Origin of the sequence: Poseidonibacter ostreae (assembly GCF_009208075.1) — a bacterium.
Classification (GTDB): domain Bacteria; phylum Campylobacterota; class Campylobacteria; order Campylobacterales; family Arcobacteraceae; genus Poseidonibacter; species Poseidonibacter ostreae.
In genome coordinates, this window is sequence record NZ_WFKJ01000021.1 from 14,055 (window position 1) to 38,415 (window position 24,361).

The following is a 24,361-nucleotide window of genomic DNA, read 5'->3' on the forward strand; positions in this document are numbered from 1 at the left end:
TAAATGCTAAAAGTTTTATTTTCAAAAGTACTGCAAGTTTTTACACTTGCAGTATTTATAAATACTATTTGTTTTATTTTAATACATGCACTTCCTGGAGATAAGGCTTTAAAAATTGCTGCTGGAAGATACGGACCTGATGTTGTTACAAATGAGATTGCTCAAAATGTTGCACAAGAACTTGGATTAAATAGACCTTTATATGAACAATATTTTGATTCACTATTTCAACTTCTACAATTTGATTTAGGATATTCTTTAGTTACAGGTCAAAAGATTATAGATGAACTTCAAACTCAATTTGGATACTCTTTATACCTTGCACTTTTTGCTTTTATTTTAAGTTTGATTATTTCTTTTCCTTTGGGTATATATTCAGGAAGTAAAAATAATGGATTTATTGATAAACTAAGTCTTTTTTTCTCTATAGTTTTTAAAGCAATTCCACCTTTTGTCTTAGCAATTATTTTAATAATCATATTTAGTATACAGTTAAATATACTACCACCTGCTGGTTTTGATGATTGGACATACTTTATTTTGCCAGGATTAACTCTTGCTTTAGCTCTTAGTGCTGTTTCAAATAGGTTAATTAGAGAATCAATGAGTGAAGTTACAAAATCAACTTATTTTACATATGGAAAATATAAAGGATTATCAAATTACGTTTTAGTAAAACGACATGCTTTAAAAAATGCCTTTATTCCTATCTTGGCTTTTTTAGGACTTCAATCTATTTATTTAATAGAAGGTGTGGTTGTAGTTGAATCATTATTTGCTTTTCCAGGTATTGGACATGCTTTAGTTCATGCCGTTTTATCAAGGGATGTACCAATGATTCAAGGTACAGTTTTATTAATGGGAATATTTTTTATTTTAATAAATCTTTTTACGGACATCTTATCAAAATATTTAGACCCTAGATTAGGAGTTAAACATGATTAAGTATTTTGACTCAAAGTTTATTGGAATTATCTTACTTGTTCTTTTATGTTTATTTTCAGTGTTAGTTCCTTTTTTTAGTGGATATGAGCCTCATGAACAAGATTTAATGAAAAGTTTTTCAGGAATTACTAATGCAAATCTATTGGGAACTGATCATTTTGGAAGAGATATGCTAACAAGAATTGCTTATGCAATACAATTATCTTTTTCTTTAGCTTTTCTTACTATGTTAACATCTGCAATTCCTGGGATTTTATTAGGGGTTTTAGCAGCATATAAAAGAGGAATAATAGAAAAAATATTAGTTCTTTTTTCAGATATTATATTAGCACTACCAGGATTACTTTTAGTTTTACTTTTTGTTGCTTTTGCTCCTGGAAATTTTTTATATTTATATTTAGGCCTATCTTTATCTTTATGGGTAGAATTTTTTAGGGTAAGTAGAGCTAAAACAAAATCTATTTTAGTTGAGCCTTATATTGAATCAACGAGGCTTTTAGGCTTTTCATCATTTTATATTCTTAAAAAACAAATTTTACCAAGCTTATATCCAGTTATGTTAACTCTTTGTGCTTTTGCTATGAGTACAGCAATTATTGCAATCTCAACTCTAAGTGCTATTGGAGTAGGACTTCAACCTCCAACTGCAGAACTTGGTAGTATGATTGTTGAATTAATGCCTTATTTTGAAGAAGAACCATTTTTAGTTGTTTTACCATCTATATTTATATTTTTATTAGTTTTATCTTTACAACTAATAGCAAAAAAGGATTACTAATGTATAAGAAATTAGAAATTAGAAATTTATCAGTTTCTTCTAAAAATGCTATTTTAGTTAAAAACATAAATCTTAGATTCCAAAGGGGAACTCCATTAGTTCTTTTAGGGGAATCAGGCTCTGGAAAATCTTTAATTATTGATGCTATTATGGGAAGTTTATCTAAAGATTTAGAAATTAAAGGAGAAATACTTTTAGATGAAATAGATTTACTAAAGCTTTCACTTGAAGAAAGAAGAGCTTTGTGGGGAAAAGATATAGCACTTTTACCACAAGAACCTTGGCGCTTTAGACCCTACTATGAAAATAGTAGAGCAGGTTAGTGAAGTACATCAGTTTATTCATAAAAACAAAGAAAATGCAAAAGAAAAAGCATTAAAAGATTTAGAGGATGTATCATTAAAAGAGTTTTCTAACTCCTATCCTTTTGAAATATCAGGAGGTATGTGTCAAAGAACAACTATAGCAATTACTCATGCTTTTAATTCTCAAGTACTTTTAGCTGATGAGCCAACAAAAGGTCTTGATAAAGAACTTTGTAAGCAAGTATCAAAAAGATTAAATAAAGAAGTTGAAGAGAATAGACTACTTTTTGTAATCACTCACGATATAGATATTGCAAAGAATATAAAAGGAAATCTTGGAATAATAGTTGATGGAGAATTAATTGAATATGGGAAAAGTGAAGAACTTTTTTTAAATCCTATAAATGAATATACAAAAAGACTTTTTCAAAGTCAAAGCTCTTTATGGGATGTTAAAAAACCAGATAGTATGAATGAAGAGCTAATTGAAGTAAAAAACCTTAATAAAGAGTATGGTAAAAATAGTCTCTTTAAGAATTTAAATTTCAAACTAAGAAAAGGTGAAATTACGTCAGTTGTTGGAGTAAGTGGAAGTGGGAAAAGTACTTTAGGAGATATTCTTCTTGGAGTAAAAACTCCTACAAGTGGAGAGATTATAAAATCAAAAAGTTTTGATATATTAAAATTTCAAAAAATATATCAACAACCACCAAGTGCTTTTTTACCAAACCAAATTTTAGAAGAGGGCTTTAAAGATTTAGTAAAACTTCATCATTTAAGTATGAAAAAAGTTTATGAATACTTAAAAAAAGTAAATTTAGAAAAAGGATTACTAAAAAGAAAACCCCATGAAGTTTCAGGTGGTGAACTTCAAAGAATGGCGATAATAAAAGTCTTACTTTTAAAACCAGCTTTTATTTTTGCAGATGAAGCAACTTCTAGACTTGACTCAATAAGTCAACAAGAAGTAATATATCTTTTAGTTGATATTGTAAAAAAAGAAAAACTCTCACTACTTTTAGTAACACATGATTTAGAAATAGCACAAAAGATTTCTAATAACATTGTTTATTTAAAATGATTTAAAACTTCTAAATATTATATTTAGAAGTTTTATTGCTTTCTTTAATAAACTTATATTAGAATATGATTATTTTATATATAAGGCTAAATATGAAAGTACGTGTTTATTATGAAGATACTGATGTTGGTGGAGTTGTTTATTATGCAAACTATTTAAAATTTTGTGAAAGAGCAAGGTCTGATTTGTTTTTTAAAAAAGGTATGTCACCACATAATGAAGATGAGTTTTTTGTAGTTAAGCATGTAGAAGCTGATTATGTTAAGTCTGCTGTTTTTGGAGATGAATTAGATGTTACTTGTGAACTTATAGAAAAAAAAGCTGCATCGATAACTATTTATCAAGAAGTTTTAAAAGATGGTGAAGTTTTATTTAAAGGTAAATTTAAACTTGCTTTTTTAAAAAGTTTTAAACCTCATAGAATCCCAAAGGAATTAATGAATGTATTTATTTAAAATATCCCTACTAGTTGTATTACTATCTTTTAATCTTTATTCTAAAGAGAATAAAATAGATACTTTTACAAGTTTAAATCAGGTCTATTTCTTGCCAGATGAAGCTGATAAAACAAAAGATAATATTTTTAATTTGATAAAAAATGCAAAAAAAAGTATTTCAATAGGAATGTATAATTTTTCTTATAAGAAATTTGCAAAAGAACTAGTTTCTTCTTCAAAAAATGGTGTTAGCATTAAAATTGTATTAGATAGGTCAAAAATTAAAAAAGATGATAAAATTTACAAGTATTTTAAAAATAATGGAATAGATGTAAAAATCGCAGATAAAAAACTACATACAAAAATTGCTATATTTGATAAAGAAATAGCAGTACTTGGTAGTATTAATTGGACAAAAGAGTCATTTAAAGATAATTATGAAGTTGTATTATTTACAAGGGATAAAAAAATAATAAATAAAATGTTTAATTTTTTAAGAGAGTTTTAATTAATCTAGAATTCATAAATTTATTTTAAATTAATATTGGATAATATCTTTCTTCGGAGAGTATTAAATGAGTAAATATGTAATAGCATGTATTAATAATGATGTTGAAATTCTTGACACTTTATACAATAAAATTTCAAGAATAGTAGATAGTGATTATCTTATAGAAAGTTATATTAATGCAGAGCAAGCATTAATTGGATGTTTTAATAATATTATTGCAGGAAATGAAATTTTAATTACTATCAATGGGAAAAATAATTCAAGTATGACTTGTGATGACTTTTTAGTTGAGTTATCAAAAAACTCTCCAAATACTAAAAATATAATATTTAAAGATATTTTAACGTTAGGGAATATTCAAAATATTATTAATCATTCAAGCTTATATAAAATTATTCCAAAACAATTAAAAAAAGTAGATTTTGAATTAATAATCTTAGAAGCTATCAAATTAAATGCACAAGAAAGAAGATTAAAAGAGTATCAAAATGTTCTAGAAGCTGCTGTTGATAAAAGAACAAAAGAACTAAACAAGATAAATGTTAAATTAAATATTTTAGCTACAACTGACTCTCTTTCTGGTGTAAAAAATAGAAGAAGCTTTTTTGAATCATGTGGACCAATAATCTCTTATAATAGACGAGAAAAAAAGAAATTAGCTGTTTTAATGATTGATATTGATAAATTTAAATTAATAAATGATTCTTATGGTCATGCTATTGGTGATGAAATTATTAGAATGATGGCAAGTAAGTGTAATACTACACTTAGAAATAGTGATATATTTGGTAGACTTGGTGGAGAAGAATTTGCTGCTGTATTGCCAAATACTTCAGAACGTGGTGCCTTACATGCTGCTGAAAATATTCGACAAGAAATGTCAAATTTAGAATATATAAGCCCTAAAAATCATAAAATAAAATTTACTGTAAGTATTGGTATTGCAATGCTTCGTCCTCAAGATGTAGATTTAGAAGCTATTTTGCATAAAGCAGACTTAGCTCTTTATGAAGCAAAAAGAAATGGCCGAAATAGGGTTGAGCTATCAAAAGAAGAAATGCCAAATAATTAAAGTCATAATTTTTAATAAATTCCAAGTAAAAATATAGTAATATATTAATTAAAATATATATATTACAAAAGGATTATTTAGTGTTAGAAATGTTTGTTATTGCATATTGTTTATACTTTTTATTTAATATTTACACATCGTTTATGCAAGTTAATTTTGTACAAAAAGCAAAAAACTTAAAACCTATTATTTTAGAAGAGTTGAAATATAAAATTGCAGCTGATTATTCAATTGAAAAAGAAAAAATGGCTATTTTATCTACTTTTTATGATTTCTTAATTTTTATGATGTGGATAAGTGTTGGTCTATCAGCATTAGATTCTGTTGTTACTGTTGAATCTTTTTGGTTAAAAGCGATTTTATTTGTTAATTTATTTATCATTGTAAACTGGATTCTAACATTACCTTTTGAATTATACTCAACATTTAAATTAGATAAAAAGTATGGTTTCTCTAATATGACGCTTTCTTTGTATATAAAAGATACAATTAAATCAGCTGTTTTATTTTTAGTTTTAGGTTCTATTGTTATTGCAGGAATTTCATTTATAATTGAGACTTTCCCTGCATGGTGGATTTGGGGGTTTGTTTTTATTTTTGCAATTATTATTCTAATAAATATGCTTTATCCTGTAATTAGAGATAAAATGTTTGATAAGTTTGAAAAATTAAAAGATAAAGAACTTGAAGTAAAAATAGAAAAACTTTTAGATGAAGTTGGATTTAAAAGCTCAGGAGTTTTTTCTGTAGATGCAAGTAAGCGTGATAATAGGTTAAATGCATATTTTGGAGGATTAGGTAGTACAAAAAGAGTTGTACTATTTGATACTTTAGTTGAAAAACTTTCACATAATGAATTATTAGCTGTATTAGGTCATGAACTAGGACATTTCAAAAATGGTGATATTATAAAAAATATTGGTATTATGGGACTTGTAATGTTTGTGTTCTTTGCTATTTTTGGTAATTTACCAGAAGAGTTATTTTTAGGCTTATCATTAAATCAAGAAGCATCTTCAATTATAGTTGTGTTTTTAATTTTTTCACCAATATTATCATTTTTCTTAATGCCTTTAATTTCACTAATTTCAAGACATAATGAATATGCTGCTGATGAGTTTGGTTCAAATTTATCTTCAAAAGATGATTTAGTAAATGCTTTATTAAAACTTGCAAATGAAAATAAATCTTTTCCTTTATCACATCCTATATACATTTTCTTTTATTATTCTCATCCTCCTTTAACTGAAAGATTTAAAGAATTAGGTTATGATGTAAATAATAACAATTCAACACAAGCACTTAAAGAGGAGTTCAATCATGATGAGTAATGGCTTAATTGAAGTTAGTTATCTAACTTTAATTGTTTCAGTAATTGGTATATTGTCTGGTATATTAATTATATTACAGTTTTCAAGACAAAAATATGAGAACAAATTAAATAATCTTCAAGATGAAGCATTATTAAAATTAAAAGCTTTAAATGAAAAAATTGAATTAAATCATAGTTCTTACGAAGGGCAAATAAATACACTAAATACTTCAAATAGAAAGCTTGAAGAAGAAAAAAAGTTAATAAAAGAAAGCTTAGAAGATAAACTCTCAATGCTAGAAAAACATACTGATGAAACTTTAGATAATATTACTGCTAATTATGAACTAAAACTATCTAGTCAAGAAAAAATGTCAAAAACTAAAGAAGAAAATCTTAATGAAAGAATTGCTTTATTAGAAGAATCAAAAGTTCAAATGAAAATAGAATTTGAAAACTTAGCAAATAAACTTTTTGATGAAAATCAAAAGAAATCAAATCTAAATTTAACTCAAGTTTTAACTTCATTTAAAGATCAATTAGAATCTTTTGGAAAAAGAGCAAATGATATTTATAGTGAAGAGACAAAACAAAGATCATCTTTATTAACAGAGATTAAAACTTTAAAAGATTTAAATAACAAGATTTCATCTGATGCTGTTAATTTAACAAAAGCATTAAAAGGTGAAAACAAGATACAAGGGGATTGGGGAGAAATGATTTTATCTTCAATTCTAGATCAAACAGGTCTTAGAGAAGGTAAAGAGTATGATACACAAGGTTCTTATGTTGATAAAGATGGAAAAACATTAAGACCAGATGTAATAGTACATCTTCCATCTCAAAAAGATATTATTATTGATTCAAAAGTTTCTTTAAACTCTTATCTTTCTTATACTCAAACTGATGATAAAAATAAAAAAGATATTGCAGCAAAAGAGATTCTTAAATCAATTACAAGTCATATAAAAGGCTTAAGTTCTAAAAAATATGAAGATATTGAAGGTGTTAAGACATTAGATTTTGTTTTAATGTTTGTACCAATAGAAGGCGCTTTTTTACTAGCTTCAACTAAAGATAAGAACTTATTTAAAATGGCTTTTGAACATAATATTATGATTGTTTCTCCTTCAACTTTATTTGTTACATTAAGAACAATTGAAAATATCTGGAGAAATGAACACCAAAATGAAAATGCAGAAATTATTTCTAAAAAAGCTGCAGATTTATATGATAAATTTTATGGTTTTATAAAAGATATTGAAGATATAGGACATAATATAAATAAAACTCAAAAAGCTTATGATAGTGCATTTTCAAAATTATCAACTGGTAATGGAAATCTTATTAAAAGATCTGAAGAGTTTATAGAGCTTGGTGTTAAGCCTAAAAAGCAAATTAATACTAAAAATATCAATATTGATTAAAATATGGAACTAGCTGTAGATTTTGCAAATAATTTTCTAATATTATTAGATGCAATGGCAATTTATATTTTAATAGGATTATTAATTGCTGGAATATTAAAGCAATTAGTTCCTGATGATTTTGTTATAAAACATTTAGGAAAAGGTTCTATCTCTTCAGTTTTAAAAGCTACATTATTTGGTATTCCTTTACCTGTATGCTCATGTTCTGTTATTCCACTTGCTCAAAGCTTAAGAAAAGAGGGTGCAAGTAAAGGTGCAGTTCAAAGCTTTTTAATCTCAACTCCAATTACAGGTGTTGATTCTATTCTTGCAACATTTTCTTTTTTTGGATTAATTTTTACAATTTTTAGAGTTGTTTCTTCTGTTATTATTGCAATAATAGTAGGATTAGTTCAAAATTTTGTAGAAAAAGAAAATCCAGCAGAGATAAAAGATACTACAGTTGTTGAATCTTGCTGTAGTAATTCTTCATGTTCAACTCCTTCAAATTCTGTAAATACAAAAAAGAAGTTTTCTTTTAAAAATGCATTTTCTTATGCATATGTAACTTTGTTTATTGATATGGTTAAACCTTTATTTATTGGCTTACTTTTAGGGGCAATATTTACTACCTTTACTCCTAAAGAGTATGCTTCTATGCTTTTTGAAAATCAAATTCTTACATATTTTGTAATTTTACTATTTGCAATGCCTTTATATGTTTGTGCAACAGCATCACTACCAATTGCAGCAGCTTTTATTCTTCAAGGTATGAGTGGAGGGGCAGCTTTTATATTTTTAACAGCTGGACCAGCTACAAGTGCTATTACTATGAGTGTTGTTTATAAAACACTTGGTAAAAGCTCATTAATAGTTTATGTTTCTACAATTGCTATTTTATCTTTTGTTTTTGCGTTTATTTATGATTTTTTATTTGGAGATATAAATATAATTAACTTTACAAATGATATGGAACACTCTTCTTTATTTTCACAAATAGCTTCTTTTATAATGCTAGCTTTAATGTCATATTATTTAATAAAGCCTTGGTTATATAGAAAGTCTAATAAAACTTCAACAACTTCAAAAAAAGATTTTTCTAAAATGACTTTTACAAAAGAAAAATAAATTTAAGGTATAAAATGAAATGGGAAGATAATAGACGTAGTTCAAATGTTGAAGATAAAAGAAGTGAATCTGGAATGAATTTTGGTTCAAACCAAAAAGGTTCAATGATGATGCTTCTTCCTATTATAAAAATGTTAATAGGAACAAAAATAGGTAGAATAGTATTAGTTATAGGTGTAGTAGCATATTTTATGGGTTATAACCCTCTTGCACTTTTAAATCTTACTCAAACATCAAGTGCTACTTCATCTAAAGTTGTAAATAGTGTAAAAGATGATAAAAATGCGCAGTTTGTAAGTGCTGTCTTAGCACAAACTGAGGATATATGGAGTGAAGTATTTAAAAAACATGGAGCTATTTATAAAGAGCCTAAATTGGTTTTATTTAGAAACTCTGTAAAAAGTGGCTGTGGCTTTGCATCTTCACAAACAGGACCATTCTATTGTCCAAGTGATCAAAAAGTATATTTAGACTTATCTTTCTTTGATGAATTAGCAAAAAGACATGATGCTCCTGGTGATTTTGCTCAAGCATATGTAATAGCTCATGAAATTGGACATCATGTACAAAATATTACTGGAACTATTAATAAAGTACATAAAGCAAAACAAGGTGTTAGTCAAATAGCTGCAAATGCTTTACAGGTAAAAGTAGAATTACAAGCAGATTGTTATTCTGGAATTTGGGCTCATTATAGTAAAAAGAATTTTAACTCTTTAGAAGAGGGTGATATAAATGAAGCTTTAAGAGCAGCAAGTGCAATTGGAGATGATACTTTACAAAAGAAAGGACAAGGTTATGTTGTCCCTGATTCTTTTACTCATGGGTCTTCAAAAAATAGAATGAAATGGTTTAATAAAGGTTTTACAACAGGCTCTTTAAGCGCTTGTAATACCTTTTAGAAAAATACTTAATAAAGATATATTACTTTAATTGATTTAAAAGTAATATATCTACCAAATCTCCAGCTTTAATATCTTCACTATCTTCTTTTTGAATTAAAATTGCAGGATTTTCAAGCATATTTGTTAAAATTGCACTTGTTCCTTTTTTCTTTCCATCAAAGTTTATTGTATATTCGTTGTTTATATATTCAACATTACATGCAGTAAATACAGTTTTTGGCATTTTTCTTGGAAAATCTTCACTAATTCTTGCTTTTACAATTGGTAGAGATTCATTTGCTTCTCTAAATCTATAAATTAATGGTAATACGTAAAGAATCGCACATACAGTTGAAGAGTATGCAAAACCAGGAAGTGCTATTATTGTTTTACCATCTTTAATAGCAACTAATATATGCATCCCAGGTTTTATAGTAACACCATGAAATAGTACTTTAGCATTTAATTTATCTTTAATTACATCTTGAACAAAATCATAATCACCAACAGAAACACCACCAGTAGTTACAACAATATCGGCTTTTTGTAAAGCAGTTTCAAGTAGATTTGTAATCGATTCAATATCATCTTCAACTATTCCCATTTGAAGTGTATTTGCACCATTCTTTTTGCATAAAGCTTCAATTGTTAAATGATTTGAACTTCTAATTTGTGCTTCATTTGTTTGAACTTCACCTAAATCAAGTATCTCACTTCCTGTACTTGCAATTGCCACTGTAGGATTTACTATTACATTTATTTGAGCAATATTTAATGATGCTAATACTCCAACTTCTGCAAAACCTATAACAGTACCTTTTTTAATAAGTACTTCATTTTTTGCGTAGTTTTCACCAATAGCTCTTGTTGCAAATCCCAAAGGAACTGTTTTAGTAATTTTAATAGAATCTCCAATTACTTCAACGTTTTCAATTGGAACTAAAGTATCACTTCCTTTTGGCATTAAAGAGCCTGTAAACGTTTTAATACAAACACCAGAACTTACACTTGATTCAACAACACTTCCAGCTGGATTTTTATCTATAATAGTAATTGATTCATTATTTATATCTTCAAATCTTATTGCATATCCATCCATTCCTGAAGTTGGAAATTCTGGACTATTGTGATCTGCAATTACGTCATTTGCTATTACTTTTCCAATAGCATCAATAATAAAAAGTTTTTGTGTTGTTGCTTTATTTAATTTAATAGTATTTAATATCTCTATTGATTTGTCATAGTTAATAAATTCTCTCATTTTTCTTCCTAATTATTTTGATTCTGTGTAATATAATCTTTATATTTTAATGCAGTATTATAACTTACTTGAGCTTCTTTTGCAACAGAATAAATTGTTATTTTTTGATTAAACATTCTCATCATATTTACAGAAGCTTCTATTTTTCTTTTTGCAATTTCTTGTCTTGTTTTTGTAGCTTTTTTTGTAGCATTAGTTTTTTTATGTGTTATACTTTTGTTATATTTTTCTTCTTCAATATGTAACTTTTTATATAATTCTGCTTGTCCATGTTCTTTACATAATTCTTGTAAAACTTTTAATTCTTTTGGGGATATTGTAATTCTAATTTTTAAAACCTTTGATTATTTTTAACTTTGTTTTATATGGATATATCCAAATGAAATAGCTAATATTAACTATAAAAGGATATTAATAATTGTACATATTTGTTATATGTATAATTTTAAGAGCTAAATCTAATATACATTAGATATTATTTACTTTATTATATTTATAAACCATAATTTGCTGAAATAACATATCTGCAAAACCTATTGGTAATTCAGGGTTGTCTTTTTCTACTGATACCATGATTTGTTTTATTTGATCTTCAGTCATATTAGTTACTAAAGGTATTATTGTTTCCATAACTTTGTCTCTGAATTCTTGTTCTTCTTCTTTTGTCATTTTTAACTCTTATTATAATAAATTTTTCGATTTCGAATTATATAGTATTTAGATAAAAGATTGGTAAAAAAATCATTATTTTTCACTTTTTTATGACTATATTAAAAAAAGGTTTGTTATTATAATAAAGTTAGTTAAAAAATATTATTTAAAGGCCTATTTCTTGAAAATAAAAATCGCAACAGAAGATGAATTAAAATATTGTTATAAGATTATGCACCAAGTTAGAGAAGATTTGAGTGAAAAAGATTTATCTAAAATAATTTCAGAACAAATTAAAAATGGGTATAAATTAGCATATGTTTTACAAGATGAACAAGTGATTTGTGTTGCAGGATTTTCAATTTTACAAAAATTATCTTTAGGAAAACATTTATATATTGATGACTTTGTTACTGATAAAAGTGTGAAATCTACTGATGCTGGAAAAGCTTTATTGGATTTTCTTAAAATCTATGCAAAACAGCAAGATTGTAGGTCTATTGAATTAGATTCTTTAGTTCAAAGATATGATGCTCATAAATTTTATTTAAGTGAAGATATGCAAATTGTATCACATCATTTTAGTTTTGAACTATAGCAAAATATTAGAAATAGATATTTGATAAACATTTAGATATAATTGCAAAAATTTCATATAGGATTTATATATTGATTGAATTAAGTAAAAAAATATCTTCATTAGTAGGTAAGACTAATGCAGAATATGAGTTAATAAAAGAGGGTGATAAAGTACTTATAGGCTTTTCTGGTGGAAAAGATTCTTTAACTTTATTACATACTTTAAATAGAATGAAAAAAGTAGCACGTTATAATTTTGATTTTAAAGCCGTTACTGTTACATATGGAATGGGTGAACAAGTTCAGTTTCTAGCAGATCACTGTAAAGAGCATGGAATAGAGCATGAGATTATTGATACACAAATTTTTGAATTAGCTGGGGAAAAGATTAGAAAGAACTCTTCATTTTGTTCATTTTTTTCAAGAATGAGAAGAGGGTACTTATATACAGCTGCACTAGAGCAAGGATATAATAAAGTTGCACTTGGGCATCATTTAGATGATGCAATGGAATCATTTTTTATGAACTTCTTTTATAATGGAACAATGCGTACAATGCCACCTATTTATAAAGCTGAAAATGGTTTAGAAGTAATTCGTCCTTTAATTTTTTGTAGAGAGAGACAATTAAGAGCATTTGCAGATAAGAATGAAATTAATGTAATTGGTGATGAAGCATGTCCTGGTTTAAGATTTGATGTTAAAATGCCACATGCAAGAGCAACAACAAAAGAATTATTAGCGAAACTAGAAGCAGATAATCCACAAATATTTGTATCAATGAAAGCAGCATTCTCAAACTTCCAACCTGCAACATTCTTCAAAAAAGAAGATTTAAATAGAATTATAGAAGATGAAGATTTATAGATGAAAGTTCTAGTCTCTTCTTGTCTTTTAGGTGAAGATGTAAGATATGATGGAAATAATTCATCAATAGCTATGGGTGCATCATTTACTTTTTCACAAAAAGAAATCTTTATGGATATTCTTTGTGATAATGAAATCTATTCTTTCTGTCCAGAAGTATCAGCAGGTTTAGGAACGCCTAGACTACCTGCTGAAATCGTAAGTGCTAATAAGCCATTTAAAGTAGAAACGAACAATGAAGAAGATGTAACAATTCCTTTTCTAATCGGAGCTAAAAATGCTCTTGATACATGTAAGAATGATGATATTAAAGTTGCACTTTTAAAATCAAAATCTCCTTCTTGTGGAAATCTTAAAATATATGATGGAACATTCTCTAATACTTTAGTTGATGGACAAGGCTTAACAGCTAAACTTTTAGAAGAAAATGATGTTAAAGTGTTTAATGAAACACAATTAGAAGAGTTAAAAAAGTTTATAGAAACAAACTAATTGTTTCTATAAATTCTCATTTACTAAGTTTGATAATCTAAGTGGGTCAAGTGCTCCACTTACTCTTTTTTTCTCAATTCCCTCTTTATAAACTACTAGTGTTGGTATTGATCTAATATTAAATTTTGCACCTAAGTTTTGATGTTCTTGGGTATTTACTTTTACAAATAAAGCTTTTAATGGATATTTTTGAGCAACTTCTGAAAATATTGGAGCCATCATTTTACAAGGTCCACACCAAGGTGCCCAAAAATCAACAATAACTGGAATATCAGAGTTTACAATTACATGATCAAAGTTTGACTCATCAAGTTCTATTGGAGTTGTATCTAATAAAGAGTTCTTACAAGAACCACAGTTTGCTTTTGCATAAGAATCCTTTTTAGGAATAGAATTAACTTTTAAACAAGATGGACAAACTACATTTATTTTACTCATTTATTTAAGCCTTTATATTTAATAATATATCACTTACAGCATCTTGTGTTTGTATACCTTGTGCATTTGCTTGGTAAGCTATAACTTCTGGGATTTGTCCTGTAATTGCATCAATTAAGTCTTGACTTACTTCTTGAAGTGCTGGATCACCAACTACATTTGCAACATTAGCTATTTTACTAGCATTATCGGCAATTTGCATTTGTGATGAAAGCATTGCATTTAAATTATTATTGATTTCCATAATTAGCTCCTTCTTCAATACCTTGTAGTAATAATTTATTTAAACTTGCAGTTCTTGCAATTTGACTATCTGCAAAACTAAGTTCACCTGGCGCACTAGCAGCATCTTGAAGTTGATCTAACTTAACACTTGCAGCAGCTTCATTTTCTGGAATACTAGTATCAAATCTAACACTACCACCATTTGCATATAAATTACCATCTGGTCCAACTTGATAAGAGTAATTAATAGGAGCAGTAGTAGGTGCTCCTGCAGCATGAGCTTGTTCGTGTGTTTTAACTTCAGCATCAAGCTCTTTATATTTGTCTAAAACTCTTTTATAGTCTTCTTCATCATAGTTTTTCCCAACAATATTAACACTATCATTTTTCTCGAATAATGATTTCTCATCTTCTTTTTTGTCAATACTAGATAGTTCTGCTTTTTTTACAGCGATTTGTTGGTTTAAAGATGAAATGGTTTCAAAATTATTATTTATTTCCATAATTCACTCTATTCTAGATATTTATTAATTATTCTATCTGAAAAATAAAAAATAGTAAATAAAATGTATTTATACTAGTTTGAGTTTTTTAGTTGAAGTATTCCTACTCCTAATCCTATAAACATTCCACCAGTGATTCTACTGAACCAAGTTAATCTATTTTTATTACTTAACCATTTTTTAGATTTTTTTGCTAAATATGCATAAAGACAAAGAGAAGTGAATGAAATAAATAGAAATATTCCAGTTAGAATAAAGAATTGAGGTATGATATTATTTTGCATATCTAAAAACTGAGGGAAGATTGCTGTAAAAAATAATATAGGTTTTGGATTTGTAATAGCAAGAAAAAAAGATTCTAAAAAATAACTCTTTTTACTTTTCTTTTCTTCTTTTTGACAATTATCATCTATTTTAAAACTACTTCTATTGAAAAGAAATTTAAAGCCTAAATATATTAAATAAAAAGCACCCACTATTTTTACAAGTAAGAATAAGTTTGAAGATGTTTTAAATAAAACACCTAAACCTAAAATTGAAGCACTTGATAAAATGAATAAACCTAATACATTTGCAAATGATGTAATCATAACAGTTTTCATATTTGTCCTCATTCCATTTATAATAGCTAAGACTATAGCAGGACCAGGACTAGTTATATAGAAAAAAGCAACAACTGTATATATTAATAATGTATCAATATTCATTTTTTTTCCTTTATTTTTTAGTAGTCATAAGCTACTTTATATTTTGGATCGTCTTCTTCATAAGTACAAAATTGTCCAGCATTTTTCATAATAGATTTACATTCAGCACTTAAATGTCTAATTTTTACTGTTTTTCCAGCTTCTAGATATTTTTTAGTAATTGCATCAACTGCTTCAACACCAGATATATCCATAACTCTAGCATCTTTAAAATCTAATACTATATTTTCAGGGTCATGTTTGATGTCAAAATTGTCATTAAAAGCTGTTACACTTCCAAAGAATAATGGTCCATCAAAGTCATATATTTTTGTTCCATCATCTTCTCTATGAGTTCTTGCTGTTACTTTTGCATGTTTCCAAGCAAATACAAGTGCAGATATAATTACCCCAGAGATTACAGCAATTGCTAAATCAGCAACAATTGTAATACATGTAACTGTAAGAAGTACAAAAGCATCACTTTTAGGCATTTTAGTAATTCTAGCAAATGAACTCCATTCAAAAGTCCCAATAGAAACCATAAACATAATTCCAACTAAAATAGCAACTGGAATAATATTTAAAAGATCTGTAAGTGTTGCAACTAATAAAATAAGACCAATAGATGCTACAACTCCTGATAATCTTCCTAAACCACCTGATGTATAGTTGATAATAGATTGACCAATCATCGCACAACCTGGCATTGCACCAAATAAACCACAAGTAATATTTCCAGTTCCTTGAGCTATACACTCTTGATTTGCACTTCCTCTTGTTCCAGAAATTTCATCTAAAACAGAAAGTGTTAAAAGTGATTCAATAACACCAACAAGCGCAACAATTACGGCATAAGGAAGTACTAATTTTAAAGCTTCAAAATCTAAAATAACATCTGGAATGTGAAAGCTTGGTAATAAACCTTTAAACTCAGCTAAATTTGCTAAATCACCTACAAGTTTAGTATCTGCACCTGTTATATAAACACCAAGTGTAAATACAATGATAGCAACAAGACCAGCAGGAACTGCAGCTGTAAACTTTGGTAAGAAATACATAGTTGCCATTGTTCCAAGTATTATTGCATACATAATCATTCCCGCACCATCTAAAAACTTAAACTGACTAGTTGCAATTACAACTGCTAAACCATTTACAAATCCATGAAGTGCAGGTTGTGGAACTAAACGAATAAATTTACCCATTTTAAAAGCACCAATAGAGATTTGAATTATTCCTGCAACAATAGCTGTTAAAGTAATATATTGAACAATTCCAAAAGACAGTGCATCTCCACTTAAACCTTGAGCAATCAATATCTCTTTAGAAGCTAAACTAACTCCTACTAAAACAATAGCAACAGCACCAGTTGCTCCTGAAATCATTCCAGGTTTTCCACCCATTAAAGCAGTAATTAATCCTAGAATAAATGCAGCATATAATCCAACAATTGGACTAACTTGTGCGATAAATGAAAATGCAATAGCTTCAGGAACAAGTGCAACTGCTACAACAAGTCCTGATAAAATATCACTTTTCGCATTATTTCCTATAAAAGTATCTTTTATATTTAACAAATTTTAAACCTTTTTATTATTTTAATTTTCTATATATTCGCGATTATATCTAAGTGTTAATTAAAGTTCATTAATTTTATTTAAATGTTTTTTCAATATCTTTCCATCCAGTATTAAGGTGTTCTCTTAATGCTTTTTCTGCTTCATCAGGATCTCTATTTAATATAGCTTCAAATATTTTTTTATGAGCGTAATAATTTAGTTCATTTCTTTTTGATAGTCTTCCCATTTTTTTCCAATGGTTTGATAACCAGTTTACAAAGGCTTTTTGTACTGAGGGAAAGATTGGATTATTAGGAATAGAATATAATATAGAGTGAAACAACACATCTGTAGTATAAAACTCATCAGAATCATTAATAGCTAGATAGTTTGCTTTTAAAGCTTCTCGTAATGCTTTAATATCATCTTTATTTGCATTTATAGCAGCTTCTCTTACAAGCATAGCTTCAATCATTAATCTTGTATCAAATAAATTTTTTACACCATCAGATTGACTTAATAGATGAGTTACTATTCCATTAATAGAATCTAATGCTGAATCAATATTTGGTTTTCTAGCAATTGGTCTAAATCTTGGCTTTGTTATAATCAAACCCTTACTTGACAAAGTAGCAATTGCTTCTCTAACAACTGTTCTACTTACATCATATTGATTCATTAATTCTCTTTCAGAAGGTAATTTTTCTCCATCTTTTATATTGTTAGATAATATTTTTGCTTCTAGTTGAGTTACTAAATAATCAGAAATCCTTCCTTTTTGGGCTGACTCAGTTTTATTCATAATTATTAGCTCCTTTATATTTTATAAATTATACCATAATTATACAAAAAGTAATTTTGGTAGAACTAAACTATAAAAACAATTGAATAATTTGTAAAATAAAATCAAAACTTTTTATTATATATCTATATTTTATGTTTATTTAGAATAAAATGTATAAAAATTAAGCAATATTTAAAAAAAGTACTATAAGATGAAAATCTAATTTGGTCATACCAAAAAAGAGCTACGTAATTTTGATTGATACAAAAGAACAATTGAGTTCTCAATGGTTCAAATGTACGATTTAAATAAAATTTAACTAAGGAAGAGAAAATGAAAAAAGTAAAAAGTTTGTTGTTAGCTGTAAGTTTATCTGTAACATCTGCATTTGCAGCGTTCCCTGAAAAAGATATAACATTAATTGTGCCATGGTCAGCTGGTGGTGGTACAGATACTATTGCTCGTGCTTTAGTTAAAAATGCTAAAAAGCATATTGGTGTAAATGTAAACGTTATTAATAAAACTGGTGGTCAAGGTGTAGTTGGTATGAGTGCTGCTAAACGTGCAAGACCAGATGGTTATTCTGTAGGTATGATAACTTTTGGTCTTAGTACTTATAAATTAATGGGTTTATCAGGTCTTAATTATAAGGATTTTAAATTACTTCAATTATTAAATCAAAGTACACCTGCTTTAAGTGTAAAAGATGGCTCGAAATTAACTTCTATTGCAGAAGTAATTAAAGAAGCTAAAGCAAATCCTGGAAAAGTAACAATTGGACATACAGGTGCTGGTGTTGCTTGGCATTTATCTGCTGCTGCTTTAGGTTTAAAACAAGGTGTAGAGTTTAACTTTATTCCTTTTGATGGTGGAGCTCCTACGCGTGCTGCATTATTAGGTGGACATATTGATTTAGCTGCTACTGGAATTGATGAAATGAAACAATTAAAAGAAGCTGGTCAAGTTAAAATTATTGCAACAGATGCAAGTACAAGACATCCATTATTCCCTAATGTTCCTACATTAGAAGAAGAGGGGTATTCAAAAAGTGCACCAATTTTAGATTGGCGTGGATTAGCATTACCAAAAAATGTACCTGCTGATCGTGCAGAAGTTTTAGCTGCTGGATTCAAAAAAATGTTTGATGATCCTGAGTTTGTTGAGTTTACAAAAAAAGTTGGTCTTAACTTAGTATACGAAGATGCAAAAGGGTTTGATAAGTTTTTAGGTGATATGGAAAATATTCTTAAACCGACATTAGATGCTGTTGGTCTACTTAAGAAGTAATAAAAAAAATGTATAGTAAACCGATTGATATTGGTGTTGGTATATTCTTAAGTTTATTAAGTATTGCCATCTATACGTATGCAGAACAATATGTAGGAATTGGAGTTAACCGTTATGGTCCTAACTTCTTTCCTCAAGCATTATCTGCATTGTTATTTATAGCCTCAATTGCTCTTATTGTTCAAGCACTAAAGGGAAATGCCTTAAAAAATTTAGAGTCAATAAATAAAAAAGGTTTTATTCGTACTTCAGTTACTTTAGTAATTGCAGTTTCATATTTATACCTTATGCAGGTTATAGGATTTTATATTTCAACAGTGATGTTTTTATTTGTAACTATGAGATATTTAGGTCAAAGAAATAATTTAGTGACTTTTTTTATTAGTCTTGCAATTGCTTCCGTTGTGTACGGTATTTTTAGTATGTTTCTAAAAATTCCTTTACCAGAGGGGATGTTATATTGAAAAGGTTTATAAATTATTTAAAAAAGATATCTTATTTTGTAGGAGGTTATAGTGAGCTTTGATTATTTAATGAATGCATTTATACTAATTTTTTCTAACCCTTCTAGTTTATTATTTATTATAGTTGGAGTAACAGCTGGAATTATAGTTGGATGTCTACCAGGATTAACTGCAACTATGGGTTGTGCTTTACTAATTCCTTTTACATATAGTTTACCTCCTGTTGAGGGTTTACTATTATTAATGGGAATATTTAGTGGAGGTATTTATGGTGGTTCTATTTCTGGTATTTTAATTAGAACACCAGGAACACCAGCAGCAGCAACATTACTTGATGGATATCCACTTTCTCAAAGAGGAGAAGGTGGTAAAGCTATAGGTATTTCTACTATTGCTTCATTTATTGGTGGAACTATTGGGGCTTTAATAATGGCATTTTTAGCACCTGAAATTGCATCATTTGGTCTACGTTTTGGTCCACCTGAGTTTTTTGCATTAGCTGTTTTTGGACTTACTATGATTATATCAATTTCTGGAGAATCATTACTTAGAGGTGCAATTGTAGTTTTAATTGGATTACTTCTTACAACTATTGGTTTTGATCCACTATCAGGAGTTCCTCGTTTTTCTTTTGAAAATGAAGATTTATTAGGTGGTATTACATTTATTCCTGTATTAATTGGTCTATTTGGTTTTGCACAAGTATTTAGAAATGTAGAGAATATGGAAATTGTTCCTCAAGTAAAATCAAAAGTTGGCAAAATTTTACCAAAAATAAGTGAAATTAAACCACTTCTTTTTACAATGTTTAAATCAGGTAGTTTAGGTTCTTTTCTAGGGAGTGTTCCTGGACTTGGTAGTGATGTTGCTGCTTTTGTAGCATATGGTGAAGCTAAAAGAACATCTAAAGAACCAGAAAAATTTGGTAAAGGTTCACATGAGGGAATTGCAGCTCCTGAGTCTGCAAATAATGGTGCTACTGGTGGTGCAATGATTCCTATGTTAACTTTAGGAGTACCAGGTGATGCAGTTACTGCTGTTTTATTGGGTGCTTTAACAATCCATGGGCTTCAACCTGGACCTTTATTATTTAGAGATCATATTGATATTGTGTATCCAATTTTTGCAGGTATGATTTTATGTCAAGTTGTATTACTAATTATTGGTTTAGGTGGAGCAAGAATATTTTCAAAATTAATTAATATTAATCAAAATATATTAACTCCTGTAATATTTTTATTATGTATTACTGGTGCTTATGCAATAAGATTTAGTTTTTTTGATGTTGGATTAGCTTTTATAGTAGGTGTGATTGCTTATTTTATGGATAAGGCAAAATTTCCAATTTCTCCAATATTATTAGCTCTTATTTTAGGCCCAATGGCTGAACAAAATATGCGTCGTTCTTTATTATTATCTCGAGATGATTTTATGATTTTTATTGAGAGACCAATTAGTGCAGTATTTTTAGGATTAGCTCTTATTATGCTTGTATCTAGTTATAGAAAATTTAAAAAATTACGTAGTATAGAAAAAGAAATTGAAGAAAAGACTTCTTAGTATTTAAGAAGATTATAAAAATATAAATAAATATAAATAAAAAAGGATAAAAATATGTCAAATACAAAACTTCCAAAAATTGGTTTCATTGGTTTAGGATTAATGGGATCAGCAATAGTAAATAGATTACAAGATTTAAATTATACATTAACAGTTTTAGGTAGAAAAAGAAACGATGGAATTAATAAAGCAGAATCAAGAGGTGCAACAGTTGCAACAAATGCTAGTGAAGTAGCACAAGCATCAGATATTATATTTATTTGTGTTGATACATCTAAATCAGTTGAATCAATTATGTTAAATGAAAATGGTTTATTAGAAGGATTAAAAGCTGGTTCACTAGTTATTGATTTAGGTACATCTCTTCCTGAATCAACTAAAATGCTTGGAGATAAAATCAAAGAAAAAGGTGCAAGTTATATGGATGCTCCTTTAGGGAGAACTCCAAAACATGCACTTGATGGCTTACTAAATATTATGAGTGCTGGTGAAAAATCAGATTTTGATAGAGTTAAACCTGTTTTAGAAGATATTGGTGAAAACGTTTTTCATGTTGGAGCATTAGGTGCAGGACATACTTTAAAACTTATCAATAACTTCTTTGGAATGACATTAGCAACTGCTATGTCAGAATCATTTGCAATGGCTGATTTAGCTGGTATAAAAAGAGAAGATCTATATGGAATTATGTCTGCTGGTCCACTACACTCAATGATGATGGATTTTGTAAAGGCAAATGCCGTAGATGGAAACTCTAAATCTTTAGGTTTTTCTATTGGAAATGCACATAAAGATTTATCTTATTATGTAAGTATGACTGAGGCTTTAAATGTAACTAGTGGTATTGCTACTGGTACAAAAGCAACACTTGGAAGTGCTGTAGATCAAGGAAAAGGTGACCTTGATGTTCCTGATATGGTATCTCATCTTGCAGGTGAATTTGCAAAGACTGTAAAAAAATGAAACATCTAGATGTTGCAAAACAAGCTGTTGAATTAGTAAAACCATCTATTAATGAGTTATTTAATAAAACTAATAGAAAAGAGCTTCACATAGTTATTATGGACCCAAGGTTAAAACCTTGGGAAGCTAAGTTTGATGAAGCAATTTTATATGAAGAATCTATTAAAAACTCTACTTGGGAAAAACCTTTTGATGATTTTGCAAGAAGTAAAGCCGAACAAGCTTGGCGTGAGAATCAAGCAAATATTGTTACACAAACACAACACCCATCCTCTTTAAGAGAAGGGGATTTACCATTTTACGGATCTTTTGTATATGGGAATATTGTAGTTGCTTGTAGTGGAGTTGAACAATGGTTTGATATGTTAGTTAGTTCTTGGATTGCATTAGCTTTTGAACAACTTATGATACATGAACATCAACAATAAAGGCAAATAATGGCAAAAATAGCAGTTGTTGGCGAATGTATGGCAGAACTATATATGCAAGGTGATGGATATAAACAGACTTTTGCAGGAGATACTTTTAATTGTGCTGTTTATTTAAAAAGAAGTTCACCTAAAGATAGTGTTGAATATATAAGTGTTTTAGGTAAAGACTCATGGTCTAAAAAAATGACCTCTTGTTTTAAAGAACATAATTTAGATACTAATTATTTAGATTTTAAAGATGATAAAACTATAGGACTTTATATAATTACTACAGATAATGGTGAGAGAAGTTTTTCTTATTGGAGAGGTGAATCTGCAGCAAAAGAACTTTTTACAACTCCTGTTTTAGAAAAAATTAAAGAGGATATATCTTCTTTTGATATGATTTATTTCTCTGCAATCTCTTTAGCTATTATGAATGAAAAAGGAAGAAATAGTTTTTTTGAAACTATTCAAAAAGCCAGAGAAACTGGAGTAAAAATAGTTTTTGATACTAATTATAGACCAAAACTATATACGAATACTCAAAAAGCAAAAGATATATATAATGAAGTTATTAATTACTGTGATATTGTTCTTCCCTCTATTGAAGATGAAGAAGATTTATGGGGTGTGAGCGATTCAAATAAAATTATTGAAAAACTTAAAACAGCTGGCGTAAAAGAGATAATACTTAAAGCTGGAAAAGAAGATATTATGTATTATTATCAAAATGAGATAAAGATAGTAAAAATAAAAGCCTTGGAAAATATTGTAGATTCTACATCAGCAGGTGATTCTTTTAATGGTGCTTATTTATCAGCAAGATTAAATGGTGATAATATTGAAGATTCTATTCTTAAAGGTCAAGAATTAGCATCAAAAGTGATTATGCATAAAGGTGCAATTGTATAATAATAAAGGATTTATAAATGTCTTATAAAAAACTTTTTTTTCCAATTGGTGGAGGAGAAGAACTTGAAGAAAGAATATATGGTGCATTATTAATTGCAAAAAAATTTAATATTAAGTTAGATGTTTTACAGTCTATTCTAAAAGAGAGTAATAGCTTTTATAGAAGTTTTGCAATTCCTGATAATATTAAAAATGATATTGATAAAATAGTTGATATAAAATATAAAGAAGAAAATGAAGCCTTTGTTAAACTTTTTGAAAGAGTTTCCAAAGAAGTAGAAGTTGATATTTCAAAAGTAAGTTTAAAAATAAAAGAGGGATTAAGAAGTAATTTAGTAGAACAAGAATCAAAGTTTTGTGATTTAGTAATAGCAGCAGCTCCTCCCTCAGGACTTACTACTGCAACATTTGAAACAGCAGTACTAAAAAGTGGAAAACCTGTTTTAATGTTTCCTAGAGTATTAAGAAAATTCTCTACTGATTCTATAATAATTGGTTGGAATAATTCAACTGAAGCTTCACGATCTCTTACTTCATCTATACAGTTATTAAAACAAGCAAAAAAAGTACATATTATTTCATCTATAGAATATGTAAAAGATTTAGGAGTTATGGAAAATCTTATTTCTTATTTAAAAGAGCATAATATAAATGCTAGTTATGAGATAATTAAAACTACAAGAATACCTGGCCAAGCCTTATTAAATGCAGCACAAGAAGGTAATTTTGATTTGATAGTTGCAGGAGCTTATGGACATAAAGGCTTAAAAGAACTAATGTTTGGTGGAGCTACTAGATATTTATTGGAAAACACTACTATTCCTGTTTTTATGTCACACTAAATAAATTAAC

29 protein-coding genes are annotated in these 24,361 nt (G+C 27.9%); 21 read left to right on the forward strand and 8 right to left on the reverse strand.

Annotation, left to right across the window (positions count from 1 at the left end):
• Positions 1-3 precede the first annotated feature (3 nt).
• The 11 genes from GBG18_RS07985 to ypfJ all read left to right on the forward strand — a co-directional run bounded on the left by GBG18_RS07985 (position 4) and on the right by ypfJ (position 9,880).
• Entirely contained in the window at positions 4-945 is a 942-nt protein-coding gene (locus tag GBG18_RS07985) for an ABC transporter permease (RefSeq protein ID WP_152190019.1), read from the forward strand.
• Complete coding sequence (locus GBG18_RS07990; RefSeq protein WP_152190021.1) at positions 938-1,723, forward strand: ABC transporter permease; 786 nt, start codon at positions 938-940, stop codon at positions 1,721-1,723. Before GBG18_RS07985 ends, GBG18_RS07990 begins: the two co-directional genes overlap by 8 nt.
• Positions 1,723-2,046, forward strand: coding sequence for an ATP-binding cassette domain-containing protein (locus GBG18_RS15660; RefSeq protein ID WP_152190022.1), 324 nt, complete (start codon positions 1,723-1,725; stop codon positions 2,044-2,046). Before GBG18_RS07990 ends, GBG18_RS15660 begins: the two co-directional genes overlap by 1 nt.
• On the forward strand, positions 2,024-3,109 hold the full coding sequence (locus GBG18_RS15665) for an ATP-binding cassette domain-containing protein (protein WP_152190024.1): 1,086 nt from the start codon (positions 2,024-2,026) through the stop codon (positions 3,107-3,109). Before GBG18_RS15660 ends, GBG18_RS15665 begins: the two co-directional genes overlap by 23 nt.
• A gap of 92 nt (positions 3,110-3,201) precedes the next feature.
• Positions 3,202-3,564, forward strand: a complete 363-nt coding sequence (locus GBG18_RS08005; RefSeq protein ID WP_152190026.1) for a YbgC/FadM family acyl-CoA thioesterase — start codon at positions 3,202-3,204, stop codon at positions 3,562-3,564.
• Positions 3,551-4,054 (forward strand): phospholipase D-like domain-containing protein, encoded by a 504-nt coding sequence (locus tag GBG18_RS08010; protein ID WP_152190027.1) that lies wholly within the window; start codon positions 3,551-3,553, stop codon positions 4,052-4,054. Before GBG18_RS08005 ends, GBG18_RS08010 begins: the two co-directional genes overlap by 14 nt.
• Positions 4,055-4,121: 67 nt before the next feature.
• The gene (locus GBG18_RS08015; protein WP_152190029.1) at positions 4,122-5,129 is read left to right on the forward strand and encodes a GGDEF domain-containing protein; all 1,008 of its coding nucleotides are present in this window, start codon (positions 4,122-4,124) and stop codon (positions 5,127-5,129) included.
• Positions 5,130-5,209: 80 nt separating this feature from the next.
• Positions 5,210-6,460, forward strand: a complete 1,251-nt coding sequence (locus GBG18_RS08020; RefSeq protein ID WP_152190031.1) for a M48 family metallopeptidase — start codon at positions 5,210-5,212, stop codon at positions 6,458-6,460.
• On the forward strand, positions 6,450-7,868 hold the full coding sequence (locus GBG18_RS08025; RefSeq protein ID WP_152190033.1) for a DNA recombination protein RmuC: 1,419 nt from the start codon (positions 6,450-6,452) through the stop codon (positions 7,866-7,868). Before GBG18_RS08020 ends, GBG18_RS08025 begins: the two co-directional genes overlap by 11 nt.
• Before the next feature lie 3 nt (positions 7,869-7,871).
• Entirely contained in the window at positions 7,872-8,978 is a 1,107-nt protein-coding gene (locus tag GBG18_RS08030; RefSeq protein WP_152190035.1) for an SO_0444 family Cu/Zn efflux transporter, read from the forward strand.
• Between the two features lie 14 nt (positions 8,979-8,992).
• Positions 8,993-9,880, forward strand: a complete 888-nt coding sequence (ypfJ, locus tag GBG18_RS08035) for a KPN_02809 family neutral zinc metallopeptidase (RefSeq protein WP_152190037.1) — start codon at positions 8,993-8,995, stop codon at positions 9,878-9,880.
• Between the two features lie 22 nt (positions 9,881-9,902).
• Here the strand turns inward: ypfJ and GBG18_RS08040 are convergent, their stop codons facing one another.
• Together GBG18_RS08040 and GBG18_RS08045 are read right to left on the reverse strand one after the other, a co-directional pair.
• The gene (locus tag GBG18_RS08040) at positions 9,903-11,123 is read right to left on the reverse strand and encodes a molybdopterin molybdotransferase MoeA (protein WP_152190038.1); all 1,221 of its coding nucleotides are present in this window, start codon (positions 11,121-11,123) and stop codon (positions 9,903-9,905) included.
• 468 nt (positions 11,124-11,591) lie between these two features.
• Positions 11,592-11,792: a hypothetical protein gene (locus tag GBG18_RS08045; RefSeq protein ID WP_152190040.1), complete on the reverse strand. Its 201-nt coding sequence runs from the start codon at positions 11,790-11,792 to the stop codon at positions 11,592-11,594.
• A gap of 163 nt (positions 11,793-11,955) precedes the next feature.
• Here GBG18_RS08045 and GBG18_RS08050 point away from each other — a divergent pair, with 163 nt between their 5' ends.
• The 3 genes from GBG18_RS08050 to GBG18_RS08060 all read left to right on the forward strand — a co-directional run bounded on the left by GBG18_RS08050 (position 11,956) and on the right by GBG18_RS08060 (position 13,712).
• Positions 11,956-12,372 carry a GNAT family N-acetyltransferase gene (locus GBG18_RS08050; protein WP_152190042.1) on the forward strand — a complete coding sequence of 139 codons (417 nt, stop codon included), beginning with the start codon at positions 11,956-11,958 and terminating at the stop codon, positions 12,370-12,372.
• 71 nt (positions 12,373-12,443) lie between these two features.
• Positions 12,444-13,220, forward strand: a complete 777-nt coding sequence (locus tag GBG18_RS08055) for a tRNA 2-thiocytidine biosynthesis TtcA family protein (RefSeq protein WP_152190044.1) — start codon at positions 12,444-12,446, stop codon at positions 13,218-13,220.
• The gene (locus GBG18_RS08060; protein WP_152190046.1) at positions 13,221-13,712 is read left to right on the forward strand and encodes a 2-thiouracil desulfurase family protein; all 492 of its coding nucleotides are present in this window, start codon (positions 13,221-13,223) and stop codon (positions 13,710-13,712) included. It abuts the gene before it with no gap.
• Between the two features lie 6 nt (positions 13,713-13,718).
• On the opposite strand, the gene trxC is transcribed toward GBG18_RS08060, so the two are convergent.
• The 6 genes from trxC to GBG18_RS08090 form a co-directional block, all read right to left on the reverse strand.
• Positions 13,719-14,150, reverse strand: coding sequence for a thioredoxin TrxC (gene trxC, locus GBG18_RS08065; protein ID WP_193311099.1), 432 nt, complete (start codon positions 14,148-14,150; stop codon positions 13,719-13,721).
• Between the two features lie 4 nt (positions 14,151-14,154).
• Entirely contained in the window at positions 14,155-14,394 is a 240-nt protein-coding gene (locus GBG18_RS08070; protein WP_152190047.1) for a hypothetical protein, read from the reverse strand.
• Entirely contained in the window at positions 14,381-14,878 is a 498-nt protein-coding gene (locus GBG18_RS08075) for a putative metalloprotease CJM1_0395 family protein (RefSeq protein ID WP_152190048.1), read from the reverse strand. The genes GBG18_RS08070 and GBG18_RS08075 overlap by 14 nt, the downstream gene beginning before the upstream one ends.
• Before the next feature lie 74 nt (positions 14,879-14,952).
• The gene (locus GBG18_RS08080) at positions 14,953-15,585 is read right to left on the reverse strand and encodes a LysE family translocator (protein ID WP_152190049.1); all 633 of its coding nucleotides are present in this window, start codon (positions 15,583-15,585) and stop codon (positions 14,953-14,955) included.
• A 17-nt stretch (positions 15,586-15,602) separates the two neighbouring features.
• On the reverse strand, positions 15,603-17,144 hold the full coding sequence (locus tag GBG18_RS08085; protein WP_152190050.1) for a SulP family inorganic anion transporter: 1,542 nt from the start codon (positions 17,142-17,144) through the stop codon (positions 15,603-15,605).
• A gap of 76 nt (positions 17,145-17,220) precedes the next feature.
• A complete protein-coding gene (locus GBG18_RS08090; RefSeq protein WP_152190051.1) occupies positions 17,221-17,928 on the reverse strand; it encodes an FCD domain-containing protein in 708 nt (235 codons plus the stop codon).
• 315 nt (positions 17,929-18,243) lie between these two features.
• On the opposite strand from GBG18_RS08090, the gene GBG18_RS08095 reads away from it, so the two are divergent.
• From GBG18_RS08095 to GBG18_RS08125, 7 genes are read left to right on the forward strand one after another with little or no spacing between them, the layout of a single operon-like run.
• Positions 18,244-19,197 (forward strand): Bug family tripartite tricarboxylate transporter substrate binding protein, encoded by a 954-nt coding sequence (locus GBG18_RS08095; protein ID WP_152190052.1) that lies wholly within the window; start codon positions 18,244-18,246, stop codon positions 19,195-19,197.
• Between the two features lie 8 nt (positions 19,198-19,205).
• The gene (locus GBG18_RS08100) at positions 19,206-19,661 is read left to right on the forward strand and encodes a tripartite tricarboxylate transporter TctB family protein (protein ID WP_152190053.1); all 456 of its coding nucleotides are present in this window, start codon (positions 19,206-19,208) and stop codon (positions 19,659-19,661) included.
• A gap of 51 nt (positions 19,662-19,712) precedes the next feature.
• On the forward strand, positions 19,713-21,221 hold the full coding sequence (locus GBG18_RS08105; protein WP_152190055.1) for a tripartite tricarboxylate transporter permease: 1,509 nt from the start codon (positions 19,713-19,715) through the stop codon (positions 21,219-21,221).
• A gap of 54 nt (positions 21,222-21,275) precedes the next feature.
• Positions 21,276-22,184 (forward strand): NAD(P)-dependent oxidoreductase, encoded by a 909-nt coding sequence (locus GBG18_RS08110; RefSeq protein ID WP_152190057.1) that lies wholly within the window; start codon positions 21,276-21,278, stop codon positions 22,182-22,184.
• Positions 22,181-22,612, forward strand: a complete 432-nt coding sequence (locus GBG18_RS08115; protein WP_152190058.1) for a hypothetical protein — start codon at positions 22,181-22,183, stop codon at positions 22,610-22,612. Before GBG18_RS08110 ends, GBG18_RS08115 begins: the two co-directional genes overlap by 4 nt.
• Positions 22,613-22,621: 9 nt before the next feature.
• Positions 22,622-23,509 (forward strand): sugar kinase, encoded by an 888-nt coding sequence (locus GBG18_RS08120; RefSeq protein ID WP_152190060.1) that lies wholly within the window; start codon positions 22,622-22,624, stop codon positions 23,507-23,509.
• A 17-nt stretch (positions 23,510-23,526) separates the two neighbouring features.
• Entirely contained in the window at positions 23,527-24,351 is an 825-nt protein-coding gene (locus GBG18_RS08125) for a universal stress protein (protein ID WP_152190062.1), read from the forward strand.
• The last annotated feature ends 10 nt before the right edge of the window (positions 24,352-24,361 follow it).